Origin of the sequence: Erwinia sp. CGal63 (assembly GCF_037026505.1) — a bacterium.
Classification (GTDB): Bacteria; Pseudomonadota; Gammaproteobacteria; order Enterobacterales; family Enterobacteriaceae; genus Erwinia.
On record NZ_JAKUMN010000002.1, the window covers coordinates 84,192 to 106,090 of the forward strand.

At 56.4% G+C, this 21,899-nt stretch carries 20 protein-coding genes and 2 tRNA genes; 18 read left to right on the forward strand and 4 right to left on the reverse strand.

The window, feature by feature from the left end:
• Positions 1 to 55 precede the first annotated feature (55 nt).
• From ftsH to MKZ79_RS09215, 16 genes are all read left to right on the forward strand, one after another.
• On the forward strand, positions 56 to 1,963 hold the full coding sequence (gene ftsH, locus MKZ79_RS09145; RefSeq protein ID WP_336141462.1) for an ATP-dependent zinc metalloprotease FtsH: 1,908 nt from the start codon (positions 56 to 58) through the stop codon (positions 1,961 to 1,963).
• Positions 1,964 to 2,048: 85 nt separating this feature from the next.
• Positions 2,049 to 2,885, forward strand: coding sequence for a dihydropteroate synthase (gene folP / locus MKZ79_RS09150; protein ID WP_336141463.1), 837 nt, complete (start codon positions 2,049 to 2,051; stop codon positions 2,883 to 2,885).
• 1 nt (position 2,886) lies between these two features.
• Entirely contained in the window at positions 2,887 to 4,221 is a 1,335-nt protein-coding gene (gene glmM / locus MKZ79_RS09155) for a phosphoglucosamine mutase (RefSeq protein WP_336141465.1), read from the forward strand.
• Positions 4,222 to 4,445: 224 nt separating this feature from the next.
• Complete coding sequence (secG, locus tag MKZ79_RS09160; RefSeq protein WP_336141466.1) at positions 4,446 to 4,775, forward strand: preprotein translocase subunit SecG; 330 nt, start codon at positions 4,446 to 4,448, stop codon at positions 4,773 to 4,775.
• A 39-nt stretch (positions 4,776 to 4,814) separates the two neighbouring features.
• A tRNA-Leu gene (locus MKZ79_RS09165) sits at positions 4,815 to 4,901 on the forward strand.
• Between the two features lie 59 nt (positions 4,902 to 4,960).
• Positions 4,961 to 5,037, forward strand: a tRNA-Met gene (locus tag MKZ79_RS09170).
• 211 nt (positions 5,038 to 5,248) lie between these two features.
• Positions 5,249 to 5,701, forward strand: coding sequence for a ribosome maturation factor RimP (rimP, locus tag MKZ79_RS09175; protein ID WP_336141467.1), 453 nt, complete (start codon positions 5,249 to 5,251; stop codon positions 5,699 to 5,701).
• A gap of 24 nt (positions 5,702 to 5,725) precedes the next feature.
• Entirely contained in the window at positions 5,726 to 7,213 is a 1,488-nt protein-coding gene (nusA, locus tag MKZ79_RS09180) for a transcription termination factor NusA (RefSeq protein WP_336141468.1), read from the forward strand.
• A 24-nt stretch (positions 7,214 to 7,237) separates the two neighbouring features.
• Complete coding sequence (gene infB, locus MKZ79_RS09185; RefSeq protein WP_336141469.1) at positions 7,238 to 9,925, forward strand: translation initiation factor IF-2; 2,688 nt, start codon at positions 7,238 to 7,240, stop codon at positions 9,923 to 9,925.
• A 65-nt stretch (positions 9,926 to 9,990) separates the two neighbouring features.
• Positions 9,991 to 10,392 (forward strand): 30S ribosome-binding factor RbfA, encoded by a 402-nt coding sequence (gene rbfA / locus MKZ79_RS09190; RefSeq protein WP_336141470.1) that lies wholly within the window; start codon positions 9,991 to 9,993, stop codon positions 10,390 to 10,392.
• Positions 10,392 to 11,360, forward strand: a complete 969-nt coding sequence (gene truB, locus MKZ79_RS09195; RefSeq protein WP_336141471.1) for a tRNA pseudouridine(55) synthase TruB — start codon at positions 10,392 to 10,394, stop codon at positions 11,358 to 11,360. Before rbfA ends, truB begins: the two co-directional genes overlap by 1 nt.
• Before the next feature lie 83 nt (positions 11,361 to 11,443).
• Positions 11,444 to 11,713, forward strand: coding sequence for a 30S ribosomal protein S15 (rpsO, locus tag MKZ79_RS09200; RefSeq protein WP_158782091.1), 270 nt, complete (start codon positions 11,444 to 11,446; stop codon positions 11,711 to 11,713).
• Positions 11,714 to 12,014: 301 nt separating this feature from the next.
• Positions 12,015 to 14,141, forward strand: a complete 2,127-nt coding sequence (pnp, locus tag MKZ79_RS09205) for a polyribonucleotide nucleotidyltransferase (protein ID WP_336141472.1) — start codon at positions 12,015 to 12,017, stop codon at positions 14,139 to 14,141.
• 124 nt (positions 14,142 to 14,265) lie between these two features.
• Positions 14,266 to 15,150 (forward strand): lipoprotein NlpI, encoded by an 885-nt coding sequence (gene nlpI / locus MKZ79_RS09210; protein WP_336141473.1) that lies wholly within the window; start codon positions 14,266 to 14,268, stop codon positions 15,148 to 15,150.
• Positions 15,151 to 15,254: 104 nt separating this feature from the next.
• Positions 15,255 to 15,311, forward strand: a complete 57-nt coding sequence (gene yrbN / locus MKZ79_RS21235; protein ID WP_106382000.1) for a protein YrbN — start codon at positions 15,255 to 15,257, stop codon at positions 15,309 to 15,311.
• 16 nt (positions 15,312 to 15,327) lie between these two features.
• The gene (locus MKZ79_RS09215; protein ID WP_336141474.1) at positions 15,328 to 17,217 is read left to right on the forward strand and encodes a DEAD/DEAH family ATP-dependent RNA helicase; all 1,890 of its coding nucleotides are present in this window, start codon (positions 15,328 to 15,330) and stop codon (positions 17,215 to 17,217) included.
• A gap of 69 nt (positions 17,218 to 17,286) precedes the next feature.
• Here the strand turns inward: MKZ79_RS09215 and MKZ79_RS09220 are convergent, their stop codons facing one another.
• From MKZ79_RS09220 to ubiU, 3 genes are all read right to left on the reverse strand, one after another.
• Positions 17,287 to 18,294 (reverse strand): luciferase-like monooxygenase, encoded by a 1,008-nt coding sequence (locus tag MKZ79_RS09220; protein WP_336141475.1) that lies wholly within the window; start codon positions 18,292 to 18,294, stop codon positions 17,287 to 17,289.
• Between the two features lie 198 nt (positions 18,295 to 18,492).
• The gene (locus tag MKZ79_RS09225) at positions 18,493 to 19,371 is read right to left on the reverse strand and encodes a U32 family peptidase (RefSeq protein WP_336141476.1); all 879 of its coding nucleotides are present in this window, start codon (positions 19,369 to 19,371) and stop codon (positions 18,493 to 18,495) included.
• 8 nt (positions 19,372 to 19,379) lie between these two features.
• Positions 19,380 to 20,375: a ubiquinone anaerobic biosynthesis protein UbiU gene (gene ubiU, locus MKZ79_RS09230; protein WP_336141477.1), complete on the reverse strand. Its 996-nt coding sequence runs from the start codon at positions 20,373 to 20,375 to the stop codon at positions 19,380 to 19,382.
• 203 nt (positions 20,376 to 20,578) lie between these two features.
• Between ubiU and ubiT the strand changes: the two genes are divergently transcribed.
• Positions 20,579 to 21,103, forward strand: a complete 525-nt coding sequence (ubiT, locus tag MKZ79_RS09235; RefSeq protein WP_336141478.1) for a ubiquinone anaerobic biosynthesis accessory factor UbiT — start codon at positions 20,579 to 20,581, stop codon at positions 21,101 to 21,103.
• Entirely contained in the window at positions 21,097 to 21,600 is a 504-nt protein-coding gene (locus MKZ79_RS09240) for a GNAT family N-acetyltransferase (protein ID WP_336141479.1), read from the forward strand. The genes ubiT and MKZ79_RS09240 overlap by 7 nt, the downstream gene beginning before the upstream one ends.
• Here the strand turns inward: MKZ79_RS09240 and MKZ79_RS09245 are convergent.
• Positions 21,587 to 21,883 carry a GIY-YIG nuclease family protein gene (locus MKZ79_RS09245; RefSeq protein WP_336141480.1) on the reverse strand — a complete coding sequence of 99 codons (297 nt, stop codon included), beginning with the start codon at positions 21,881 to 21,883 and terminating at the stop codon, positions 21,587 to 21,589. The genes MKZ79_RS09240 and MKZ79_RS09245 overlap by 14 nt on opposite strands.
• Between the last annotated feature and the right edge of the window lie 16 nt (positions 21,884 to 21,899).

Genomic DNA, 21,899 nt, shown 5'->3' on the forward strand with positions numbered 1-21,899 from the left:
TACCCTACGCTGTCTGTTAACACAGTTGTAATAAGAGGTTAATCCCTTGAGTGACATGGCGAAAAACCTGATTCTCTGGTTAGTCATCGCAGTCGTGCTGATGTCTGTCTTCCAGAGCTTTGGGCCCAGCGAGTCAAATGGCCGTAGGGTTGATTACTCAACCTTCCTGTCGGAAGTGAACCAGGATCAGGTCCGCGAGGCACGTATTAACGGGCGTGAAATCAACGTTGTCAAAAAAGACAGCAACAAATACACCACCTACATCCCCGTCAACGATCCCAAGTTGCTCGATAACCTGTTGACCAAAAATGTAAAAGTGGTTGGCGAACCGCCTGAAGAGCCAAGCCTGCTGGCTTCTATCTTCATTTCGTGGTTCCCAATGCTGTTACTGATTGGTGTCTGGATCTTCTTTATGCGCCAGATGCAGGGCGGCGGCGGCAAGGGCGCGATGTCCTTCGGAAAAAGCAAAGCCCGCATGCTGACGGAAGATCAGATCAAAACCACTTTTGCTGATGTGGCTGGCTGTGACGAGGCTAAAGAGGAAGTAGGCGAGCTGGTGGAATATCTGCGCGAGCCGAGCCGTTTCCAGAAATTGGGCGGTAAAATTCCTAAAGGCGTACTGATGGTCGGCCCGCCGGGTACCGGTAAAACCCTGCTGGCGAAAGCCATCGCTGGCGAAGCCAAAGTGCCATTCTTTACGATTTCCGGTTCTGACTTTGTTGAAATGTTCGTCGGCGTGGGCGCGTCCCGCGTACGCGATATGTTTGAACAGGCCAAGAAAGCGGCGCCCTGCATTATCTTTATCGATGAGATCGATGCGGTGGGTCGTCAGCGCGGTGCCGGTCTGGGTGGCGGTCACGACGAACGTGAGCAGACGCTGAACCAGATGCTGGTTGAGATGGATGGTTTTGAGGGTAACGAAGGCATTATTGTTATCGCCGCGACCAACCGTCCTGACGTGCTTGACCCCGCGCTGCTGCGTCCGGGCCGCTTCGACCGTCAGGTTGTAGTCGGTCTGCCGGATGTCCGCGGTCGCGAGCAGATCCTGAAAGTGCATATGCGTCGCGTGCCGCTGGCTACCGACATTGACGCGCTGGTAATCGCCCGCGGTACGCCAGGCTTCTCCGGTGCCGATCTGGCTAACCTGGTGAACGAAGCGGCACTGTTCGCCGCGCGCGGTAACAAACGCGTCGTTTCTATGGTTGAGTTTGAAAAAGCCAAAGACAAAATCATGATGGGTGCGGAACGTCGCTCCATGGTGATGACGGAAGCGCAGAAAGAGTCCACCGCTTACCATGAAGCGGGCCATGCTATTATCGGCCGCCTGGTACCGGAACACGATCCGGTGCACAAGGTAACGATTATTCCACGTGGCCGCGCGCTGGGCGTGACCTTCTTCCTGCCGGAAGGCGATGCGATCAGCGCCAGCCGTCAGAAGCTGGAAAGCCAAATCTCCACGCTGTACGGCGGTCGTCTGGCGGAAGAGATTATCTACGGTGTGGAACATGTTTCCACCGGTGCTTCCAACGACATCAAGGTAGCGACCTCTATTGCCCGCAACATGGTTACGCAATGGGGCTTCTCTGAGAAGCTGGGGCCACTGCTCTATGCGGAAGAAGAAGGCGAAGTGTTCCTGGGACGTTCCGTCGCGAAAGCGAAGCATATGTCCGATGAAACCGCACGCATCATCGATCAGGAAGTGAAAGCGCTGATCGAGAGCAACTACCAGCGTGCTCGTCGTATTCTGAACGAGAATATGGACATCCTTCACGCGATGAAAGACGCGCTGATGAAGTATGAAACCATTGATGCGCCGCAGATCGACGACCTGATGGCACGTCGTGAAGTGCGTCCGCCAGCGGGTTGGGAAGATCCGGGCAGCAACAGCTCCGACAACGGTACGCCGAAGGCGCCGCGTCCGGTCGACGAGCCGCGCACGCCGAACCCTGGCAACACAATGTAAGCGCAGCTAAGCAACAGCAAACCCCGGCGATGTCCGGGGTTTTTTTTATCTGAGACGATTAAGAACCTGAAGGAGAACCGCCGCCATGAAGCTGTACGCCAGAGATGCCGTGCTCGATCTGACTCATCCTCACGTAATGGGCATACTGAACGTAACCCCGGATTCGTTTTCGGACGGCGGCAAACATAATGACCTGGTGCAGGCGCTGACGCATGCCAACAGCATGATTAACGCCGGCGCCACCATTATCGATATTGGCGGCGAGTCCACTCGTCCGGGCGCGGACGATGTTAGCGTCGAACAGGAGCTGGAGCGCGTGATTCCGGTAGTGGAAGCGATTTCGCAGCGTTTTGAGGTGTGGATTTCCGTCGATACTTCCAAACCGGAAGTGATCCGCGAAGCGGCGAACGCCGGCGCGCACCTTATCAACGATATTCGATCGTTACAGGAACCGGGTGCGCTGGAAGCGGCGGCGGAAACGGGACTGCCGGTCTGTTTGATGCATATGCAGGGCGAGCCTAAAACCATGCAGCAATCGCCGCAGTATCAAAACTTCCTGCAGGAAGTGGACGACTTCTTTGTCGACCAGATCGCCCGTTGCGAAGCGGCCGGGATCAAAAAATCGCAGCTGCTGCTCGACCCCGGATTCGGTTTCGGTAAGAATCTCTCCCATAATTATCAGCTGCTGGCGCACCTGGCCGATTTTCACCGTTTTGGGCTGCCGCTGCTGGTTGGCATGTCGCGTAAAAGCATGATCGGGCAGCTGCTGAACGTTGGGCCGTCGCAACGCCTGACCGGCAGCCTGGCCTGCGCGGTTATCGCCGCTATGCAGGGCGCGCACATTCTGCGCGTTCACGATGTTAAAGAAACCGTTGAGGCGATGCGCGTCGTCGAGGCAACACTGTCAGCGAAGGGAAAGTAGTATGAGCAACCGTAAATATTTTGGCACCGATGGCATCCGCGGCAAGGTTGGCGAAACGCCAATCACGCCTGATTTCGTACTCAAGCTGGGCTGGGCCGCGGGCAAAGTGCTGGCGCGTAACGGCTCGCGAAAGATCATCATCGGTAAAGACACGCGTATTTCCGGCTATATGCTGGAGTCCGCGCTGGAAGCTGGCCTGGCTGCGGCTGGCCTGTCGGCGGCCTTCACCGGGCCGATGCCGACGCCTGCCATTGCCTATCTGACCCGCACTTTCCGCGCGGAAGCCGGCATCGTTATCTCCGCTTCGCATAATCCCTTCGACGATAACGGTATCAAATTCTTCTCCATAGAAGGCACCAAGCTGCCGGACGAGGTGGAAGAGGCGATTGAAGCCGAAATGGAAAAACCTATCACCTGCGTCGAATCCGCCGAACTGGGCCGCGCCAGCCGTATTGTTGATGCTGCCGGACGCTATATCGAATTCTGTAAAGGTACCTTTCCAAGCGAGCTGAGCCTCAACGGCCTGAAAATCGTGGTGGACTGCGCCAACGGCGCGACGTACCACATCGCGCCAAACGTGCTGCGCGAGCTTGGCGCAGAGGTTATAACGTTGGGCGTCAATCCCGATGGCATGAATATTAATAAAGAGTGCGGCGCGACCGATGTGCGTCAGCTGCAGGCGCGCGTGCTGGCGGAAAAAGCGGATATCGGCCTGGCCTATGACGGCGACGGCGACCGCATTATGATGGTCGATCACTTAGGCGAAAAGGTCGATGGCGATCAGATCCTCTATATCGTCGCGCGGGAAGGGCTGCGTCAGGGCCAGCTGCGCGGCGGCGTGGTCGGGACGCTAATGAGCAATATGGGTCTTGAGCTGGCGCTGAAGCAGCTGGGCATACCTTTTGCGCGCGCCAAAGTGGGCGACCGCTACGTGCTCGAGAAACTGCAGGAAAAAGGCTGGCGACTGGGCGCAGAAAACTCCGGCCACGTGATTCTGCTGGATAAAACCACTACCGGCGACGGCATTGTGGCAGGTTTGCAGGTACTTACTGCGATGGTGCGCAACCATATGAGCCTGCACGATCTCTGCAGCGGCATGAAGCTGCTGCCGCAGATTCTGGTAAACGTGCGCTTTAGCGGCGCGAACGATCCGCTGGAAGATGCACAGGTGAAAGCCGTAACGGCTGAAGTGGAAAAAGAGCTGCATGGTCGTGGTCGGGTTCTGCTGCGCAAATCGGGCACCGAACCGCTGATCCGCGTGATGGTGGAAGGCGAAGACGAAGCGCAGGTGACGGCGCTGGCGCATCGGATTGCCGACGCGGTTAAAGCTGTCTGACCATAGAGAAAAGAGCGTAGCCGCGTGATTTTTGGCGCTTTTTTCAGCGCCTTCGGGGCGGCTGCCGCTTTTTTCCGCAATCGGCGACGATGCGTTAAAATGGTCTTGCGCTATCGTGCGGCTTTGGTTAGTATTCACACCCGCTTCTGATGGGTAGCGATAAGCTCCCCTTCACTGGTTTTGAAGCTTAAATGCGCATTAATGTGCAAGGAAACAGGTTGATTATGTACGAAGCTCTTTTGGTAGTTTTCCTTATTGTGGCACTCGGCCTTGTTGGTCTGATCATGCTGCAGCAAGGTAAAGGCGCTGATATGGGCGCGTCATTTGGTGCAGGTTCTTCAGCAACGCTGTTCGGCTCTAACGGTTCTGGCAACTTTATGACCCGTATGACCGCAGTGCTGGCGACGCTGTTCTTTGTGATCAGCCTGATCCTGGGTAACCTCAACAGCAACAAAACGCAGAAAGGAAGCGAGTGGGAAAATCTGTCTCAGCCTGCACAGCAGCAGAGTCAGCCAGCTAAACCGGCCGCGCCGGGTAGCGATATCCCGCAGTAAATTTCGACGCGACAGAAATGAAAAAGTCGCAACTGTAGTGCCGTGGTGGTGGAATTGGTAGACACGCTACCTTGAGGTGGTAGTGCCCGCATGGGCTTACGGGTTCAAGTCCCGTCCTCGGTACCAAATCTCAGTTTTGCTTGCATTTTATGCAAGATCGGCGTAGTATTAGCCACGTTTTCGGACGCGGGGTGGAGCAGCCTGGTAGCTCGTCGGGCTCATAACCCGAAGGTCGTCGGTTCAAATCCGGCCCCCGCAACCACTTTCCCTTAGAGTTCTTTTTCAAATATACTGTATGCATCGTACGGCGCTAACAGCGAATTTTGAAAAAAATTCTATCTGGATTGTGCCGAACCGCCATTCTTTGGCGTACAGGGTCCAGTCGCATAAAGCCCCGATTTATCGGGGTTTTTTGTTATCAGGAAACAGCATACTGGGCTATTAAGCCCTTTTTTTATGTCTTGGGGGTGGGATTGTCCACATTAGAGCAAAAATTAACAGAGCTGATTACGGCACCGGTAGAAGCGCTGGGCTACGAGCTGGTTGGCATTGAGTTCGTTCGCGGTCGCACATCTACGCTGCGCATCTATATTGATAGTGAAGATGGCATCAATGTTGATGATTGCGCTGATGTCAGCCACCAGGTTAGCGCGGTATTTGATGTTGAAGATCCCATCACCGTTGCTTATAACCTTGAAGTCTCCTCGCCAGGCCTTGAGCGCCCACTCTTTACCGCAGAGCACTACGCGCGATTCATCGGCGAGGAAGTAAGCCTGGTGCTGCGTATGGCCGTACAGAACCGCCGCAAATGGCAGGGAATCATTAAATCCGTCGAGGGCGAAATGGTAACCGTTGCCGTTGAGGGTAACGACGAAGTGTTCGCGCTGAGCAACATCCAGAAGGCGAACCTGGTTCCCCACTTTTAAAAGTCCGGATTGAGGCATACCAGGATGAACAAAGAAATCTTAGCTGTAGTCGAGGCAGTATCGAACGAGAAATCCCTCCCGCGCGAGAAGATTTTCGAAGCGCTGGAGAGCGCGCTGTCCACGGCTACCAAGAAAAAATATGAGCAGGAAATCGACGTCCGCGTCAGCATCGATCGCAAAAGCGGCGATTTTGACACGTTCCGCCGCTGGGTCATTGTTGACGAAGTCACCATGCCAACGCGTGAAATCACCCTGGATGCCGCGCGATTCGAAGATGAATCGCTGAATCTGGGCGACTACGTGGAAGATCAGATCGAATCTGTTACCTTCGACCGTATTACCACGCAGACGGCTAAACAGGTAATCGTGCAGAAAGTGCGCGAAGCGGAGCGCGCGATGGTCGTTGACCAGTTCCGCGAGCAGGAAGGCGAGATTATCACCGGCGTGGTGAAGAAAGTTAACCGCGACAATATCTCTCTGGATCTGGGCAACAATGCTGAAGCGGTCATTATCCGCGAAGACATGCTGCCGCGTGAAAACTTCCGTCCAGGCGACCGTATTCGCGGCGTACTTTATGCTGTGCGCCCTGAAGCGCGCGGCGCGCAGCTGTTCGTTAGCCGTTCCAAACCGGAGATGCTGATTGAACTGTTCCGCATCGAAGTACCGGAAATCGGCGAAGAAGTGATCGAAATTAAAGCCGCCGCGCGCGATCCAGGCTCCCGTGCCAAGATCGCGGTGAAAACCAACGACAAGCGTATCGACCCGGTCGGCGCCTGCGTGGGTATGCGCGGCGCGCGTGTTCAGGCGGTATCCAGCGAGCTGGGTGGCGAACGTATTGATATCGTACTGTGGGATGACAATCCCGCGCAGTTCGTTATCAACGCGATGGCCCCGGCGGATGTCGCCTCTATCGTGGTGGATGAAGACAATCACACCATGGATATCGCCGTAGAAGCCGGAAACCTGGCTCAGGCGATTGGCCGTAACGGCCAAAACGTGCGTCTGGCTTCGCAGCTGAGCGGCTGGGAGCTGAACGTGATGACGGTCGACGATCTGCAGGCCAAGCACCAGGCTGAAGCCCACGCTGCCATCGACGTCTTTACCAAACATCTCGATATTGATGAAGATTTCGCAACCGTACTGGTTGAAGAAGGCTTCTCTTCTCTGGAAGAGCTGGCATACGTGCCTATCAACGAGCTGCTGGAAATCGACGGTCTGGATGAAGAGACAGTAGAAGCGCTGCGCGATCGTGCGAAAAATGCGTTAACCACCCTTGCTCTGGAAAAAGCTGAGAGTCAGGGCGGCAGCCAGCCAGCGGACGATCTGCTGAACCTGGAAGGTCTTGACCGTGAACTGGCCTATAAGCTGGCAGCGAAAGGCGTTTGCACGCTGGAAGATCTTGCCGAGCAGGGTGTTGACGACCTGTCAGATATTGAAGGCCTGAGCGACGAACAGGCTGGCGAGCTGATTATGGCTGCACGAAATATCTGCTGGTTCGGCGACGACGCGTAATAAACTGTAGCAGGAAGGAACAGCATGACAGATGTAACCGTAAAATCGCTGGCCGCAGAGATACAGACACCGGTAGAACGCCTGGTACAGCAATTTGCTGATGCAGGGATCCGTAAGTCTGAAACAGACTCTGTGACCCAGCAGGAAAAAGAGACGCTCCTGACTCACCTGAACCGCATGAACAATGGCGGTTCTGGTAAACTGACATTACAGCGCAAAACGCGCAGCACCTTGAACATTCCGGGCACCGGCGGTAAAAGTAAATCGGTGCAAATCGAAGTCCGCAAAAAACGCACCTATGTAAAAGGCGATCCTGCAGAAGCCGCTCAGGCGGAAGCAGAAGAGCAGGCACAGCGCGAAGCGGAAGAACTGGCTCGTCGCGAGGCTGAAGAAAAAGCCCAGCGCGAAGCTCAAGAAAAAGCGCAACGCGAAGCCGAGGAGCAGGCCAAGCGTGAGGCTGCCGAAAAAGCCAGGCGTGAAGCAGCGGAAAAAGACAAAGTGAGCAACCAACAAACCGACGATATGACTCGCAACCAGCAGTCTGAAAAAGCCCGGCGTGAAGCGGAAGCCGCAGAACTGAAGCGTAAAGCCGAAGAAGAAGCGCGTCGCAAGATCGAAGAAGAAGCGAAGCGCGTAGCGGAAGAGGCCCGTAAAATGGCGGAAGAAAAAGGTTCAGAGTGGGCGGAAGCGGAGAAAGAAGTGGACGACACTTCTGACTATCACGTAACCACCTCCACTCACGCCCGTGCGGCGGAAGATGAAAACGATGCGCAGGTTGAAGGCGATCGTCGCACTCGTGCGGCGCGTCCGGCGAAAGCCACCCAGCGTAAAAAAGGCAACAAGCACTCTGAAGCCAAAACCGACCGTGAAGAAGCGCGCGCGCAGTTCCGTGGCGGTAAAGGCGGCAAGCGTAAGAGCACGCTGCAGCAGGGCTTTAACAAGCCGGTCCAGGCTGTTAACCGTGATGTCGTTATCGGTGAAACCATCACCGTAGCGGAACTGGCTAACAAAATGGCGGTGAAAGGCTCGCAGGTCATCAAGGTGATGATGAAGATGGGCGCGATGGCGACCATCAACCAGGTTATCGATCAGGAAACTGCCCAGCTGGTCGCGGAAGAGATGGGTCACAAAGTGACGCTGCGCCGCGAGAACGAGCTGGAAGAAGCGGTAATGAGCGATCGTGACACCGATGCGGCGATGGAATCCCGCGCGCCGGTCGTGACCATCATGGGTCACGTCGACCACGGTAAAACCTCGCTGCTGGACTATATCCGCTCGACCAAAGTCGCCTCTGGCGAAGCGGGCGGCATTACTCAGCACATCGGTGCTTACCATGTCGAAACTGACAACGGTATGGTGACCTTCCTGGATACCCCAGGCCACGCCGCGTTTACCGCGATGCGTGCCCGTGGTGCTCAGGCGACGGATATCGTTATCCTGGTTGTGGCGGCCGACGACGGCGTGATGCCACAGACTATCGAAGCTATTCAGCACGCCAAAGCGGCGAAAGTGCCGGTTGTGGTTGCGGTGAACAAGTGCGATAAGCCAGAAGCGGATCCGGATCGTGTTAAAAACGAACTGACCCAGTACGGCATCATCCCGGAAGAGTGGGGCGGCGAAAACATGTTCGTCAACGTGTCTGCGAAAGCGGGTACGGGTATCGACGACCTGCTGAACGCTATCCTGCTGCAGGCGGAAGTGCTGGAGCTGACCGCAGTGCGTCAGGGTATGGCAAGCGGCGTAGTGATCGAATCCTTCCTGGATAAAGGTCGTGGCCCGGTTGCTACCGTACTTGTGCGCGAAGGTACGCTGAACAAAGGCGATATCGTGCTGTGCGGCTTCGAATATGGCCGTGTGCGTGCGATGCGTGACGAGCTGGGACGCGAAGTTCTGACTGCAGGCCCTTCTATTCCTGTAGAAATCCTGGGCCTGTCAGGCGTGCCTGCGGCGGGTGATGAAGCGACCGTGGTACGTGACGAGAAGAAAGCGCGTGAAGTAGCGCTCTATCGTCAGGGCAAGTTCCGCGAAGTCAAACTGGCGCGTCAGCAGAAGTCCAAGCTGGAAAATATGTTCGCCAACATGACCGAAGGCGAAGTGTCCGAGCTGAACATCGTGCTGAAAGCGGACGTACAGGGTTCTGTCGAAGCTATCGCCGACTCGCTGATGAAGCTCTCCACCGACGAAGTGAAGGTGAAGATTGTCGGCTCTGGCGTAGGTGGCATCACCGAAACCGACGCCACGCTGGCTGCGGCTTCCAACGCCATTCTGGTTGGCTTTAACGTCCGTGCTGACGCTTCGGCGCGCCGCGTGATCGATTCAGAAAACCTGGATCTGCGCTACTACTCCGTGATCTATAACCTGATCGACGAAGTGAAGCAGGCGATGAGCGGTATGCTGGCGCCAGAGTACAAGCACCAGATCACCGGCCTGGCCGAAGTGCGCGACGTGTTCAAATCACCTAAGTTCGGCGCGGTTGCCGGCTGTATGGTGACTGAAGGCAACATCAAACGTCACAACCCAATCCGCGTACTGCGCGACAACGTGGTTATCTATGAAGGCGAGCTGGAATCCCTGCGTCGCTTTAAAGATGACGTCAACGAAGTCCGTAACGGCATGGAGTGTGGTATCGGCGTGAAGAACTACAACGATGTGCGCGTTGGCGATATGATCGAAGTGTTCGAGATTATCGAAATCCAGCGTACCATCGCTTAATGGTTGCCTGATCAACCTGTTCGGGAGGCCTTTGCGCCTCCCGTATTTATTTGGAGAGAATAATTATGGCGAAAGAATTCGGTCGCCCGCAGCGCGTCTCCCAGGAACTGCAGAAAGAGATCGCGATTATTTTACAGCGCGAGATTAAAGATCCGCGCCTGGGCATGATGGTAACCGTGTCCGGCGTCGAGGTTTCCCGCGATCTGGCCTATGCGAAAGTATTCGTTACCTTCCTGAACGACAAAGACGAAGACGCCATCAAAGGCGGCCTGCGCGCGCTGGGCGACGCTTCCGGCTATATTCGCACGCTGCTGGGCAAAGCGATGCGCCTGCGTATCGTACCCGAGCTGACCTTCTTCTACGATAACTCGCTGGTTGAAGGGATGCGCATGTCTAACCTTGTCACTAACGTGGTACGCAACGACGCCGAGCGCCGTGGCCCTGCGGAAGACGACAAGGAGGAGTAATGAGCCGTCCTCGTCGTCGCGGACGCGATATTCACGGCGTGCTGCTGCTGGACAAGCCTGGCGGCCTGTCGTCCAACGACGCGCTGCAGAAAGTAAAGCGGCTGTTTAACGCCAATCGCGCGGGCCATACCGGCGCGCTGGATCCGCTGGCGACCGGCATGTTGCCCATCTGCCTGGGCGAAGCGACCAAGTTTTCCCGCTATCTGCTCGACTCAGACAAGCGCTACCGCGTTATCGCGCGTCTTGGCCAGCGCACCGATACGTCGGACGCGGATGGCCAGGTCATCAGCGAGCGGCCGGTGAACTTTACCCGGGAACAGCTGGAAACCGCGCTGGAGAGCTTCCGCGGGGAAACGCAGCAGGTACCGTCGATGTATTCGGCGCTGAAGTATCAGGGGCGTAAGCTCTATGAATACGCGCGCGAAGGAATCGAGGTGCCGCGCGAGGCGCGCAGCATCACCGTTTACGAACTGCAGTTTATCCGGCTGGAAGGCGACGAGCTTGAGCTGGAAATCCACTGTTCGAAAGGCACCTACATCCGCACCATCACCGACGATTTGGGTGAGATGCTGGGCTGCGGCGCGCACGTTATCTTCCTGCGCCGCTTGCAGGTAGCGACCTATCCCATTGCGGCGATGGTCACGCTTGAACAGCTGCATGCGCTCAGCGAAGAAGCCGCCAGCGGCGGTCGTCCGGCTTCAGAGCTGCTCGATCCGCTGCTAATGCCGATGGACAGTCCTGCTGCCGCTTATCCTGAAGTCAACCTGACAGTCAGCGCTGCGGCTTATTTTAAGCAAGGGATGCCGGTACAGGCGACAAACGTGCCTGATTCAGGGCTGGTGCGCGTTACCGAAGGCGAAGCTCGCAGCTTTATCGGTATGGCGGAAGTGGCGGAAGATGGCCGCGTGGCGCCGCGCCGGCTGGTTGTAGAATATTCCGACGCATCAATTGCGAAAGCCACAGGCTAAGAGTAGAATGGCGCGGCTTTACACTGGGCTGCTGAATTAGAGATCGGCGCCTGTACATTTATCTTAAAATTTGGAGTGGTAACATGTCTCTAAGTGTTGAAACTAAAGCGCAGATCGTTGCTGAATACGGCCGTGATGCTAACGACAGTGGTTCTACCGAAGTTCAGGTTGCTCTGCTGACCGCACAGATTAACCATCTGCAGGGTCACTTCTCTGAGCACAAAAAGGACCACCACAGCCGTCGCGGTCTGCTGCGCATGGTTTCCCAGCGTCGTAAGCTGCTGGATTACCTGAAGCGTAAAGATGTTGCACGTTACACCAGCCTGATCGAGCGTCTGGGTCTGCGTCGCTAAGTCTTACAATCTGCTCTCCTTTCTTCTGGCGCCAGCGTCACTGGAAACAGGAAAAAAGGCAGATTTGTGCGAGTTTCGCTAAAAAGGGGCCTCTATGGCCCCTTTTTTCAGTCGGGCGGCAGCAATTCAGGCCAAACTATTGTATTGTTGCTGAGTGTGATCTTCAGTTGCAGAGATTCGCGCGGCTAATGAGAGGCTTTGTCCCATAAGGGATTAGGGTTGTCATTAGTCGCGAGGATGCAAAGAAGATTGGTGATTCACGGCAGGGCCACACCTTGCCAGGAACGTAAAGGACATAATTTTGCTGAATCCGATCGTAAAAAAATTCCAGTATGGTCAGCATACCGTCACGCTTGAAACCGGTATGATGGCTCGTCAGGCTACCGCTGCCGTTATGGTCAGCATGGACGATACCGCTGTCTTCGTGACCGTGGTAGGCCAGAAAAAAGCCAAGCCAGGCCAGGACTTCTTCCCACTGACCGTTAACTACCAGGAGCGTACCTACGCTGCCGGTCGTATTCCGGGCAGCTTCTTCCGCCGCGAAGGCCGTCCAAGCGAAGGCGAAACCCTGATTGCGCGTCTGATTGACCGCCCGGTTCGTCCGCTGTTCCCGGAAGGCTTCGTCAATGAAGTACAGGTTATCGCTACCGTAGTTTCCGTTAACCCGCAGGTTAACCCGGATATCGTTGCGATGATCGGCGCTTCTGCCGCGCTGAGCCTGTCAGGTATTCCTTTCAACGGCCCAATCGGTTCCGCTCGCGTAGGTTATATCAATGACCAGTACGTGCTGAACCCAACTTCCGACGAGCTGAAAGAGAGCAAGCTGGACCTGGTTGTCGCCGGTACCGAAGGCGCCGTGCTGATGGTAGAGTCCGAAGCGGAACTGCTGAGCGAAGATCAGATGCTGGGCGCCGTGGTGTTCGGCCATGAGCAGCAGCAGATTGTTATCGAAAATATTAAAGCGCTGGTCGCTGAAGCCGGCAAACCGCGCTGGGACTGGCAGCCAGAAGCGGTCAACGAAGCCCTGCACAGCCGTATCGCTGCGCTGGCAGAAAGCCGCCTGAGCGACGCGTACCGCATCACTGAAAAACAGGAGCGTTACGCTCAGGTTGACGTGATCAAATCTGAAACCACAGCGGCGCTGCTGGCGGAAGACGAAAGCCTGGACGAAGGCGAAATCAGCGACATCCTGCACGGTCTGGAAAAGAACGTAGTGCGTAGCCGCATCCTGCGTGGCGAACCGCGTATCGACGGTCGTGAAAAAGATATGATCCGTGGTCTGGACGTACGCACCGGCGTACTGCCGCGCACCCACGGTTCCGCGCTGTTTACTCGTGGTGAAACTCAGGCGCTGGTAACGGCCACGCTGGGTACCGCGCGTGACGCGCAGAATCTGGACGAGTTGATGGGCGAACGTACCGACAACTTCCTGTTCCACTACAACTTCCCTCCATACTCTGTCGGTGAAACCGGCATGGTGGGTTCGCCGAAGCGTCGTGAAATTGGTCACGGTCGTCTGGCGAAGCGCGGCGTGCTGGCCGTGATGCCGAAAGGCGACGCTTTCCCGTACACCGTGCGCGTAGTGTCTGAAATCACCGAATCCAACGGTTCATCGTCAATGGCCTCCGTTTGCGGCGCTTCTCTGGCGCTGATGGATGCGGGCGTGCCGATTAAAGCGGCCGTAGCCGGTATCGCGATGGGTCTGGTTAAGGACGAAGAGAACTTTGTCGTCCTGTCCGATATCCTGGGCGACGAAGATCACCTGGGCGATATGGACTTTAAAGTAGCCGGTAGCCGCGAAGGCATCACCGCGCTGCAGATGGACATCAAAATCGAAGGCATCACCCGCGAAATCATGCAGGTAGCGCTGAATCAGGCTAAGGGCGCGCGTCTGCACATCCTGAGCGTGATGGAACAGGCTATCAGCACGCCGCGTGGCGATATCTCCGAGTTTGCTCCGCGCATCCACACCATTAAGATCAGTCAGGATAAAATCAAGGACGTGATCGGTAAAGGCGGTTCTGTGATCCGCGCGCTGACGGAAGAAACCGGCACCACCATCGAAATCGAAGATGATGGTACCGTGAAAATCGCAGCGACCGACGGCGATAAAGCGAAATTCGCTATTCGTCGTATCGAAGAGATCACCGCGGAAATCGAAGTGGGCCGTATCTACAACGGTAAAGTGACCCGCATCGTGGACTTCGGCGCCTTCGTGGCTATCGGCGGCGGTAAAGAAGGTCTGGTACACATTTCTCAAATCGCCGACAAGCGCGTTGAGAAAGTGACCGACTATCTGCAGATGGGTCAGGAAGTGCCGGTGAAGGTACTGGAAGTTGATCGTCAGGGCCGCGTGCGCCTGAGCATCAAGGAAGCGGTCGAGCCGGAAGCGGCAGCCGCGCCTGCGCCAGAAGCTTCTGCAGAATAAGCAGCATACCAGGCTCTCCGTGGCGACGCGGAGAGCAGTTTCATCGCGAGGACAGGACGACACCTTGTGCACGGCAGGCGGATGAGAGGATAGTCATCCCATTGTTTGTATTCGGGAGTGGGAAATGAAGCCTTTTTTGCGCTGGTGTTTCGTTGCGACAGCTATTACGCTGGCAGGATGCAGCAACCCGAATTGGCGTAACAACGAGGTTTTGGCTGTTCCGCTACAGCCTACGTTGCAGCAGGAAGTCATCCTGGCGCGCATGGAACAAATACTTGCCAGTCGGGCACTGACCGATGATGAACGCGCACAGCTGTTATATGAGCGCGGAGTGTTGTATGATAGTTTAGGTTTGAGAGCACTGGCGCGGAATGATTTTTCACAAGCGCTGTCTGTCAGACCGGATATGCCGGAAGTATTCAATTACTTAGGCATATATTTGACGCAAGCGGGCAACTTTGATGCCGCTTACGAAGCGTTTGATTCTGTACTTGAGCTTGATCCAACTTACAATTACGCGCGTTTAAATCGCGGTATCGCACTCTACTACGGTGGAAGATTTAAACTGGCGCAAGATGATCTGCTGGCGTTTTATCAAGACGATCCTAACGATCCTTTCCGCAGCCTGTGGCTCTATCTCGATGAACGCGAGATCGGCGCCGACAAGGCAGAAGTGGCGCTGAAACAGCGTTACGATAAGGCGGTAAGAGACCAATGGGGATGGAATATTGTCGAGTTCTACCTGGGCCATATCAGCGAATCCACGCTGATGGAGCGGCTCAAGGCGGACGCAACGGATAACACCTCGCTCGCTGAACATCTCAGTGAAACCAACTTCTATTTAGGTAAGCACTACCTAAGTCTGGGGGAGAAGGACAACGCAGAAGCGTTGTTCAAGCTGACGGTTGCCAACAACGTCCATAACTTTGTTGAGCACCGATACGCATTGTTGGAGCTGGCGCTACTCGGCCAGACACAAGACGATTTATCAGAATCTGACCAGCAATAGCTGACGAACTTTTTTTGTCCTGATTTTTGAAATGTCATCATCTTCACGGGTGAGGGCTTTCTTGTTCGTCGAAACCACTAATTTGAGCCGGTTCACACTTTTTGATGAAAATGACTGAATGTTTTCACGACGAGTTATGTAGACTGGCCGCCGCAATCTAAGAGGCACTTGTACTACATGACTGATATTGAAACCACTTTTGCTGACCTGGGTCTGAACGAATCCATTCTCGAATCACTTAACGGCATGGGCTATGTAAAGCCTTCTCCGATCCAGGCTGAGTGTATTCCTCACCTGCTGGCGGGCCGTGATGTATTGGGTATGGCACAGACCGGTAGTGGCAAAACCGCAGCGTTCTCGCTGCCCCTGCTGAACAACATTGACAGCAACCTGAAAGCGCCGCAGATTCTGGTGCTGGCACCAACTCGTGAGTTGGCGGTTCAGGTTGCGGAAGCCGTAACTGAATTCTCTAAACACATGCGTGGTCTTAACGTAGTGGCCCTTTACGGCGGCCAGCGTTACGACGTACAGTTGCGCGCCCTGCGTCAGGGCCCACAGGTTGTTGTGGGTACGCCTGGCCGTCTGCTGGACCACCTGAAGCGCGGCACGTTAGACCTTTCTAACCTGCGCGGCCTGGTGCTGGACGAAGCTGACGAAATGCTGCGTATGGGCTTCATCGAAGACGTTGAAACCATCATGGCGCAGATCCCGGAAGGTCATCAGACCGCGCTGTTCTCTGCGACCATGCCGGAAGCGATTCGCCGTATCACCAAACGCTTTATGAAAGATCCGCAGGAAGTGCGTATCCAGTCAAGCCTGACCACGCGTCCTGACATCAGCCAGAGCTACTGGACTGCTTATGGTCGTAAGACCGACGCGCTGGTGCGCTTCCTGGAATCGGAAGATTTTGATGCGGCGATTATCTTCGTTCGTACCAAAAACGCGACGCTGGAAGTGGCCGAAGCGCTGGAGCGTAGCGGCTATAACAGCGCGGCACTGAACGGCGATATGAACCAGGCGCTGCGTGAGCAGACTCTGGAACGCCTGAAAGATGGTCGTCTGGATATCCTGATTGCCACCGACGTTGCCGCTCGCGGTCTGGACGTTGAGCGTATCAGCCTGGTTGTTAACTACGACATCCCAATGGATGCCGAATCTTACGTTCACCGTATCGGTCGTACCGGTCGTGCTGGTCGTGCTGGCCGCGCGCTGCTGTTCGTTGAGAACCGCGAGCGTCGTCTGCTGCGCAACATCGAACGCACCATGAAGCTGACTATTCCTGAAGTAGAGCTGCCAAACGCAGAGCTGCTGGGTCAGCGTCGCCTGGCTAAGTTCGCTGCTAAAGTTCAGCAGCAGCTGGAAAGCAGCGATCTGGATCTCTACCGTGCGCTGCTGAACAAGCTGCAGCCGGAAGAAGAGCTGGATATGGAAACGCTGGCCGCCGCACTGCTGAAAATGGCGCAGGGCGAACGTCCGCTGATCGTGCCTGCCGATCCGGCTCCACGTCCACGTCGTGAGTTCAAAGATCGTGACGACCGCCGTGGCGACCGTCCGGATCGTGGCCCGCGCGAAAGCCGTGATGGCGATCGCCCACGTCGTGAACGTCGTGACGTTGGCGATATGGAAGTTTACCGCATTGAAGTGGGTCGTGATGATGGCGTTGAAGTTCGTCATATCGTTGGCGCTATCGCTAACGAAGGCGACATCAGCAGCCGCTACATCGGCAACATCAAGCTGTTTGGCACGCACTCTACCATTGAGCTGCCAAAAGGCATGCCGGGCGATATTCTGTCTCACTTCACCCGCACGCGTATTCTGAACAAGCCGATGAACATGCAGCTGATCGGTGATGCGCAGCCTCGCAGCAACGATCGCGGCGGTGAACGCCGTGGCGGCGGCGCTGGTCGTGGCGGTTTCGCTGGCGCTCGTAGCGAAGGTGGCCGTGAAGGCGGTCGTCGCTTCAGCAACGATCGCGGCGGTGAGCGTCGTGGCGGCGGCTTCAGCCGTGACGGTCGCGGCCCGCGTCGTGAAGACGGCGCTGCGCCAACCCGTCGTCGTGATGCTTAATCACTGACTGCTAAATAAAAAACCAGCCTTCGGGCTGGTTTTTTTATGCCTGTGATTCAGTAACGGCTGCTACAGCGATTGATAAGCTTCCATTGCCAGTGCAAAAGAGCGCAGACGTGCTTCTTTATCAAAAATTTGGCCGTTGATCATAATCTCATCAGCCTGAGTTTCCCGCATCAGCGAGGCCAGGCCATGACGCACTTTATCCACGTCGCCGACAATCGACATGCTCAACGCCTGCTGCACGCCATACTGTTCAGAAGGCGACCACAGATTATCCATGTTCTCTACCGGCGCAGGCAGCGGGCCGGGCTGGCCGCGGCGCAGGTTAATGAACTGCTGCTGCATAGAGGTAAACAGGAAGCGGGCGTCGCGTTCGCTCTCTGCCGCCACCACGTTGACGCACACCATCGCATGAGGCTGCGCCAGTCGGGCCGAAGGCTTAAAGTTTTCGCGATAAAGATGCAGCGCCTGGAACAGCATATCTGGCGCGAAGTGCGAGGCGAAAGCGAAGGGCAGGCCAAGCTTAGCGGCGAGCTGCGCGCTGTAAAGGCTGGAGCCAAGCAGCCACACCGGAATTTTGAGGCCGAGTCCCGGCACCGGCTGGACGGCAGGCTGTGAACCCGCTTCCGCATCAAACCAGGCGATCATCTCCGCTACATCGGAAGGGAAATTATCCACGTGGCCGCCCATATGACGACGCAGCGCCATCATAGTGCGCTGATCGGAGCCTGGCGCGCGGCCCAGACCTAAATCGATTCGCCCCGGATAGAGCGATTCCAGCGTGCCGAACTGCTCGGCGATCACCAGCGGCGCATGATTCGGCAGCATCACGCCGCCAGAACCAAGACGCAGCGTCGACGTATTAGCGGCCAGATAGCCGATTAGCACCGAGGTTGCCGCGCTGGCGATGCCGGTCATGTTGTGGTGCTCGGCCAGCCAGTAACGGTTAAAACCCAGTTTCTCCGCCTGCTGCGCCATCGCCAGCGAAGTATGAAACGCGTCACGCGCGGTAGCGCCCTGAGGGATAGGGGCGAGATCGAGCACGGACAGAGAGGCAGTTTTTTTATCAGACATAATCGCTCACTTTATTTCCAGGCTACGCGCCTGCGCAAATACACAGCCTAAGCGATCTTTGGGTAAGCGGATTGGCAATTTGCAGCACTTTACCCGCCGGTCGGGCGATGCGAAAAAGAAAGGTAAGTATAACTCTGTAAGGACAAATCTGGCGGCGATTATTCGGCAATAACAGCGGGCTTCCTGCCCGACTGCGTTTTACTCCACCAGCGCCAGGCCAGCCATCTTCCGCCAGTAGCCGTTGCAGTGCTGGCGATCGAGCAGCGACAGCGGCGCCTGACCCGCTTCATTAGCGCGGAAGGCCTCAATCACTGCCAGCGTTTCAACTCCCTGCGGAGAAAGCCGCACAATATCGACGATATCGTGCATGGCGTGCAGATCGTTGCCCAGGTTATAACAGTAGCCGCTCATGGTCTGAATGCCGTTGAGCACGAACACCTGCTGATTTTCCTGCGAGCGAACCGCTCTGCCGTGGGGATAGTGGATGCAGCAGGTCTGGCATTCATCCTTGCTGCGATTTTCGGCGCGGGCGGTGAAACAGCGGGCGGAGAGCGCCAGCGGCAGGTAGCCATAACCTAACACTTCAACCTCAAAGCGGCCACGAATACCCAGCTGCTCGCACTGCTCCAGCAGCGCGCATAGCCAGTCGCGCGACAGCTCTACCGGCATACACCAGCGCACCATGCCCAGCTTGTGCAGCAGGCGCAGCGTCATACCGTTATAGCAGTTCAGCGCGTGTCCGGCGACGAAAGGCAGCCCCGCTTCGGCAGCCATATTGACCGTGCCCATATCATTAGCCTCAATCAGAAACTCGCCGTTATCGACGTAGCGCTTCAGCTCGGTGAGCTCTGAAGGCGACTCGACCAGCGCCAGCGTGCTCAGCGCTACCTGCTTGCCTGCATCAGCCAGCGCTTTCGCCAGCGCCATCCAGTCGGCAAACTTTGTGGCGCGGCGTTTACTGCATACCGCTTCGCCCAGATAGATAATATCGGCCTGGCTTTTGGCCGCCGCCTGATAAAACGCCTGCAGATCTTCTTTCGGCCAGTACCAGAGCACCGGCCCTAACGCATACTTCATGGTTTTTCCTACTGCCATTGACGGTGATAGGCGCCCAGCGTGGTTTGCGTGCCTTCGCTAAGCGCGCTGAGCGCGGACATCCAGTTTTGCTGCACGGCAAAGTTTTGCGGATCGGCCAGGCAGCGATCGATAGCCTGCCGCCAGATCTGCGTCACCTGCTGCACATAGGCCGGGCTGCGCTGGCGACCTTCGATCTTCACCGAGGCGATATTCATCGCCAGCAGCTCGGGCAGCAGCGCCAGGGTATTCAGGCTGGTAGGCTCTTCCAGAGCGTGATAGCGGGTTTCCTCCACCTTATAGCGGCCCTTGCACAAGGTCGGATAGCCGGCGTTGTCGTGCGCCTCGTAACGATCGATCAGCACATCGTTCAGCCGCGATTCCAGTCCCTGCGGCGTTTGCTGCCAGCGTACGAAACGGGCTGGCGAACAGGCGCCGACGGTATTGGGCGATTCGCCGGTCAGCCACGAAGAGAGATAGCAGCGGCCTTCAGCCATAATGCATAGGCTGCCAAAGGCGAAAACCTCCAGCGGCACGGCTGAGGTGCGGGCGAGCTGGCGAACCTGATGAACAGAGAGCACGCGCGGCAGCACCACGCGGGCGACGTCGAAATGGCGCTGATAAAATTTTATCGCCTCGGCGTTGGTGGCCGAAGCCTGTACGGAGACGTGTCGCTCAATATGGGGATAGCGGGTGGCGGCATACTCCAGCATAGCGATATCGGCCAGAATCAGCGCGTCCACGCCGGCGCCGGCGGCGCTGTCTATCGCCTGTTCCCAGCGCTGATAACCGTTGGGATGAGCGAAAGTGTTGATCGCAACATGCAGTTTACGTCTATGCTGATGAACGTAGCTGGCGGCTTCTTCCAGACGTTTCGCCGTGAAGTTGAGTCCGGCAAAATGGCGGGCGTTGGTATCATCTTTTAGTCCGACATAGACAGCATCCGCACCGCTGTCGATGGCCGCCTTTAGCGCCGGCAGATTACCGGCAGGACAAAGCAGTTCCATAGGGGATCCCGTAAGCAAAAGAACACATAAATATAGTCTCCTCCACTACGGGTTTTTTTGATGCAGGGCAGTGAAAAGCGCAATGAAGCTGAAAAATATTACTAATAACGCGCCGTAGTTCGTCCACTTTGTTGATCCAACTGCCTGATGAAATTCTGCAGTATGGCAAAATAGCTGAAATTTTATCTGAAGGAGTGATAATAGTGCTGAACCCGTTACGCGCGCAGCTGGTTCGTAAAGGGCCGCAGTGGCTGCAGTTGCCGCTGCAATTTGCCCCTTTTGCGGTTAAAAAACATTTTTTGCAGCAGCTGCTGAGCTGGCAATTTCGTCATGCTCTGGCGGAAGGTGAGTTAGACTTTTTGCAGGGACACTGGTTAGGGATCGAAATTCGCGACCTGGGGCTGCGCTGGACAACCACCGTAGAGCAGGGCGTGCTGCGGGTAGCCGATCGGGCGGAAGCGGATGTCTGGTTTCGCGGCGACGTCAACGACCTGGTATTGGTGGCGGCACGGCGGCGCGATCCCGATACGCTGTTTTTCCAGCGACGGCTGGTGATCGAAGGCGACACCGAGCTGGGGCTGGAGGTAAAAAATCTGATGGATGCTATCGAGCTTGAGACTATGCCGAAGCCGCTGCGTGCCGGACTTATGCAGCTGGCTGACTTCATTGAGGCAGGACTGACAGAGGACGCGGCTGCCACAGCAGATCGCGCAGGTATATCATGTTAATTCGTACGGAAATCGGCGTTGATGCGGCCAGCATAGACAGCCTGTTACGCCGCAGCTTTCCTGGCTCCGCAGAGGCGGAACTGGTGCAGCAGCTTCGCGAGGATGGCTTACTGACGCTGGGCGTCGTCGCCACTGATGATGAAGGGCAGGTATTGGGATATGCGGCCTTCAGCCCGGTCACGCTGAACGGCGAAGATAAGCAGTGGGTTGGCCTGGCGCCGCTGGCGGTGGATGAAAGCGTGCGCGGCCAGCAGTTGGGCAAGCAGCTGATCTATGAAGGGCTGGATACGCTAAACGAGTTTGGCTACGCCGCCGTAGTGGTATTGGGCGATCCCGCCTATTTCGGACGCTACGGCTTCGAACCGGCCGCTCGCCATCAGCTGCGCTGCCGCTGGCAGGGCTCTGAAGCGGCTTTTCAGGTCTACAAGCTGGCGGACGACGCTTTCGAGGGCGTGGAAGGTTATATCGACTACGCGGCGCCCTTTAACCGCGATTAAGATCGTTCAGCCAGGCTTCAAGCGAGACAGGCTGGTGCGCAACCAGCCTGATTTTCTCCTGCCTTCTCAGCTGCTTGATGCGGTACTCCAGCTTCGACGCGCTGGAGCGGTCGCCGGCCTCGCAGTGAAACAGCAGCGCCAGCGGGCCTTTGCCGCGCAGCGCTTTCGCGCCCGTCCCCGCCTGATGTTGCTTAAAGCGCCGTGCGACATCGTTGGTGATGCCGGTATAGAGCGCGCCGCTGGCGGTCTGCACAATATAAAGATGCCAGGCCTGGATCGTCATAAACTATTGCGAGTGA

What these genes read in the sequence shown, in the direction of transcription:
- ubiU (WP_336141477.1), bottom strand. Translation starts at nt 20,375, where the DNA reads ATGGAACTGCTTTGTCCTGCCGGTAATCTGCCGGCGCTAAAGGCGGCC.
- rbfA (WP_336141470.1), top strand. Translation starts at nt 9,991, where the DNA reads ATGGCGAAAGAATTCGGTCGCCCGCAGCGCGTCTCCCAGGAACTGCAG.
- infB (WP_336141469.1), top strand. Translation starts at nt 7,238, where the DNA reads ATGACAGATGTAACCGTAAAATCGCTGGCCGCAGAGATACAGACACCG.
- secG (WP_336141466.1), top strand. Translation starts at nt 4,446, where the DNA reads ATGTACGAAGCTCTTTTGGTAGTTTTCCTTATTGTGGCACTCGGCCTT.
- folP (WP_336141463.1), top strand. Translation starts at nt 2,049, where the DNA reads ATGAAGCTGTACGCCAGAGATGCCGTGCTCGATCTGACTCATCCTCAC.
- truB (WP_336141471.1), top strand. Translation starts at nt 10,392, where the DNA reads ATGAGCCGTCCTCGTCGTCGCGGACGCGATATTCACGGCGTGCTGCTG.
- MKZ79_RS09220 (WP_336141475.1), bottom strand. Translation starts at nt 18,294, where the DNA reads ATGTCTGATAAAAAAACTGCCTCTCTGTCCGTGCTCGATCTCGCCCCT.
- MKZ79_RS09240 (WP_336141479.1), top strand. Translation starts at nt 21,097, where the DNA reads ATGTTAATTCGTACGGAAATCGGCGTTGATGCGGCCAGCATAGACAGC.
- MKZ79_RS09225 (WP_336141476.1), bottom strand. Translation starts at nt 19,371, where the DNA reads ATGAAGTATGCGTTAGGGCCGGTGCTCTGGTACTGGCCGAAAGAAGAT.
- glmM (WP_336141465.1), top strand. Translation starts at nt 2,887, where the DNA reads ATGAGCAACCGTAAATATTTTGGCACCGATGGCATCCGCGGCAAGGTT.
- nusA (WP_336141468.1), top strand. Translation starts at nt 5,726, where the DNA reads ATGAACAAAGAAATCTTAGCTGTAGTCGAGGCAGTATCGAACGAGAAA.
- rpsO (WP_158782091.1), top strand. Translation starts at nt 11,444, where the DNA reads ATGTCTCTAAGTGTTGAAACTAAAGCGCAGATCGTTGCTGAATACGGC.
- ftsH (WP_336141462.1), top strand. Translation starts at nt 56, where the DNA reads ATGGCGAAAAACCTGATTCTCTGGTTAGTCATCGCAGTCGTGCTGATG.
- MKZ79_RS09215 (WP_336141474.1), top strand. Translation starts at nt 15,328, where the DNA reads ATGACTGATATTGAAACCACTTTTGCTGACCTGGGTCTGAACGAATCC.
- nlpI (WP_336141473.1), top strand. Translation starts at nt 14,266, where the DNA reads ATGAAGCCTTTTTTGCGCTGGTGTTTCGTTGCGACAGCTATTACGCTG.
- MKZ79_RS09245 (WP_336141480.1), bottom strand. Translation starts at nt 21,883, where the DNA reads ATGACGATCCAGGCCTGGCATCTTTATATTGTGCAGACCGCCAGCGGC.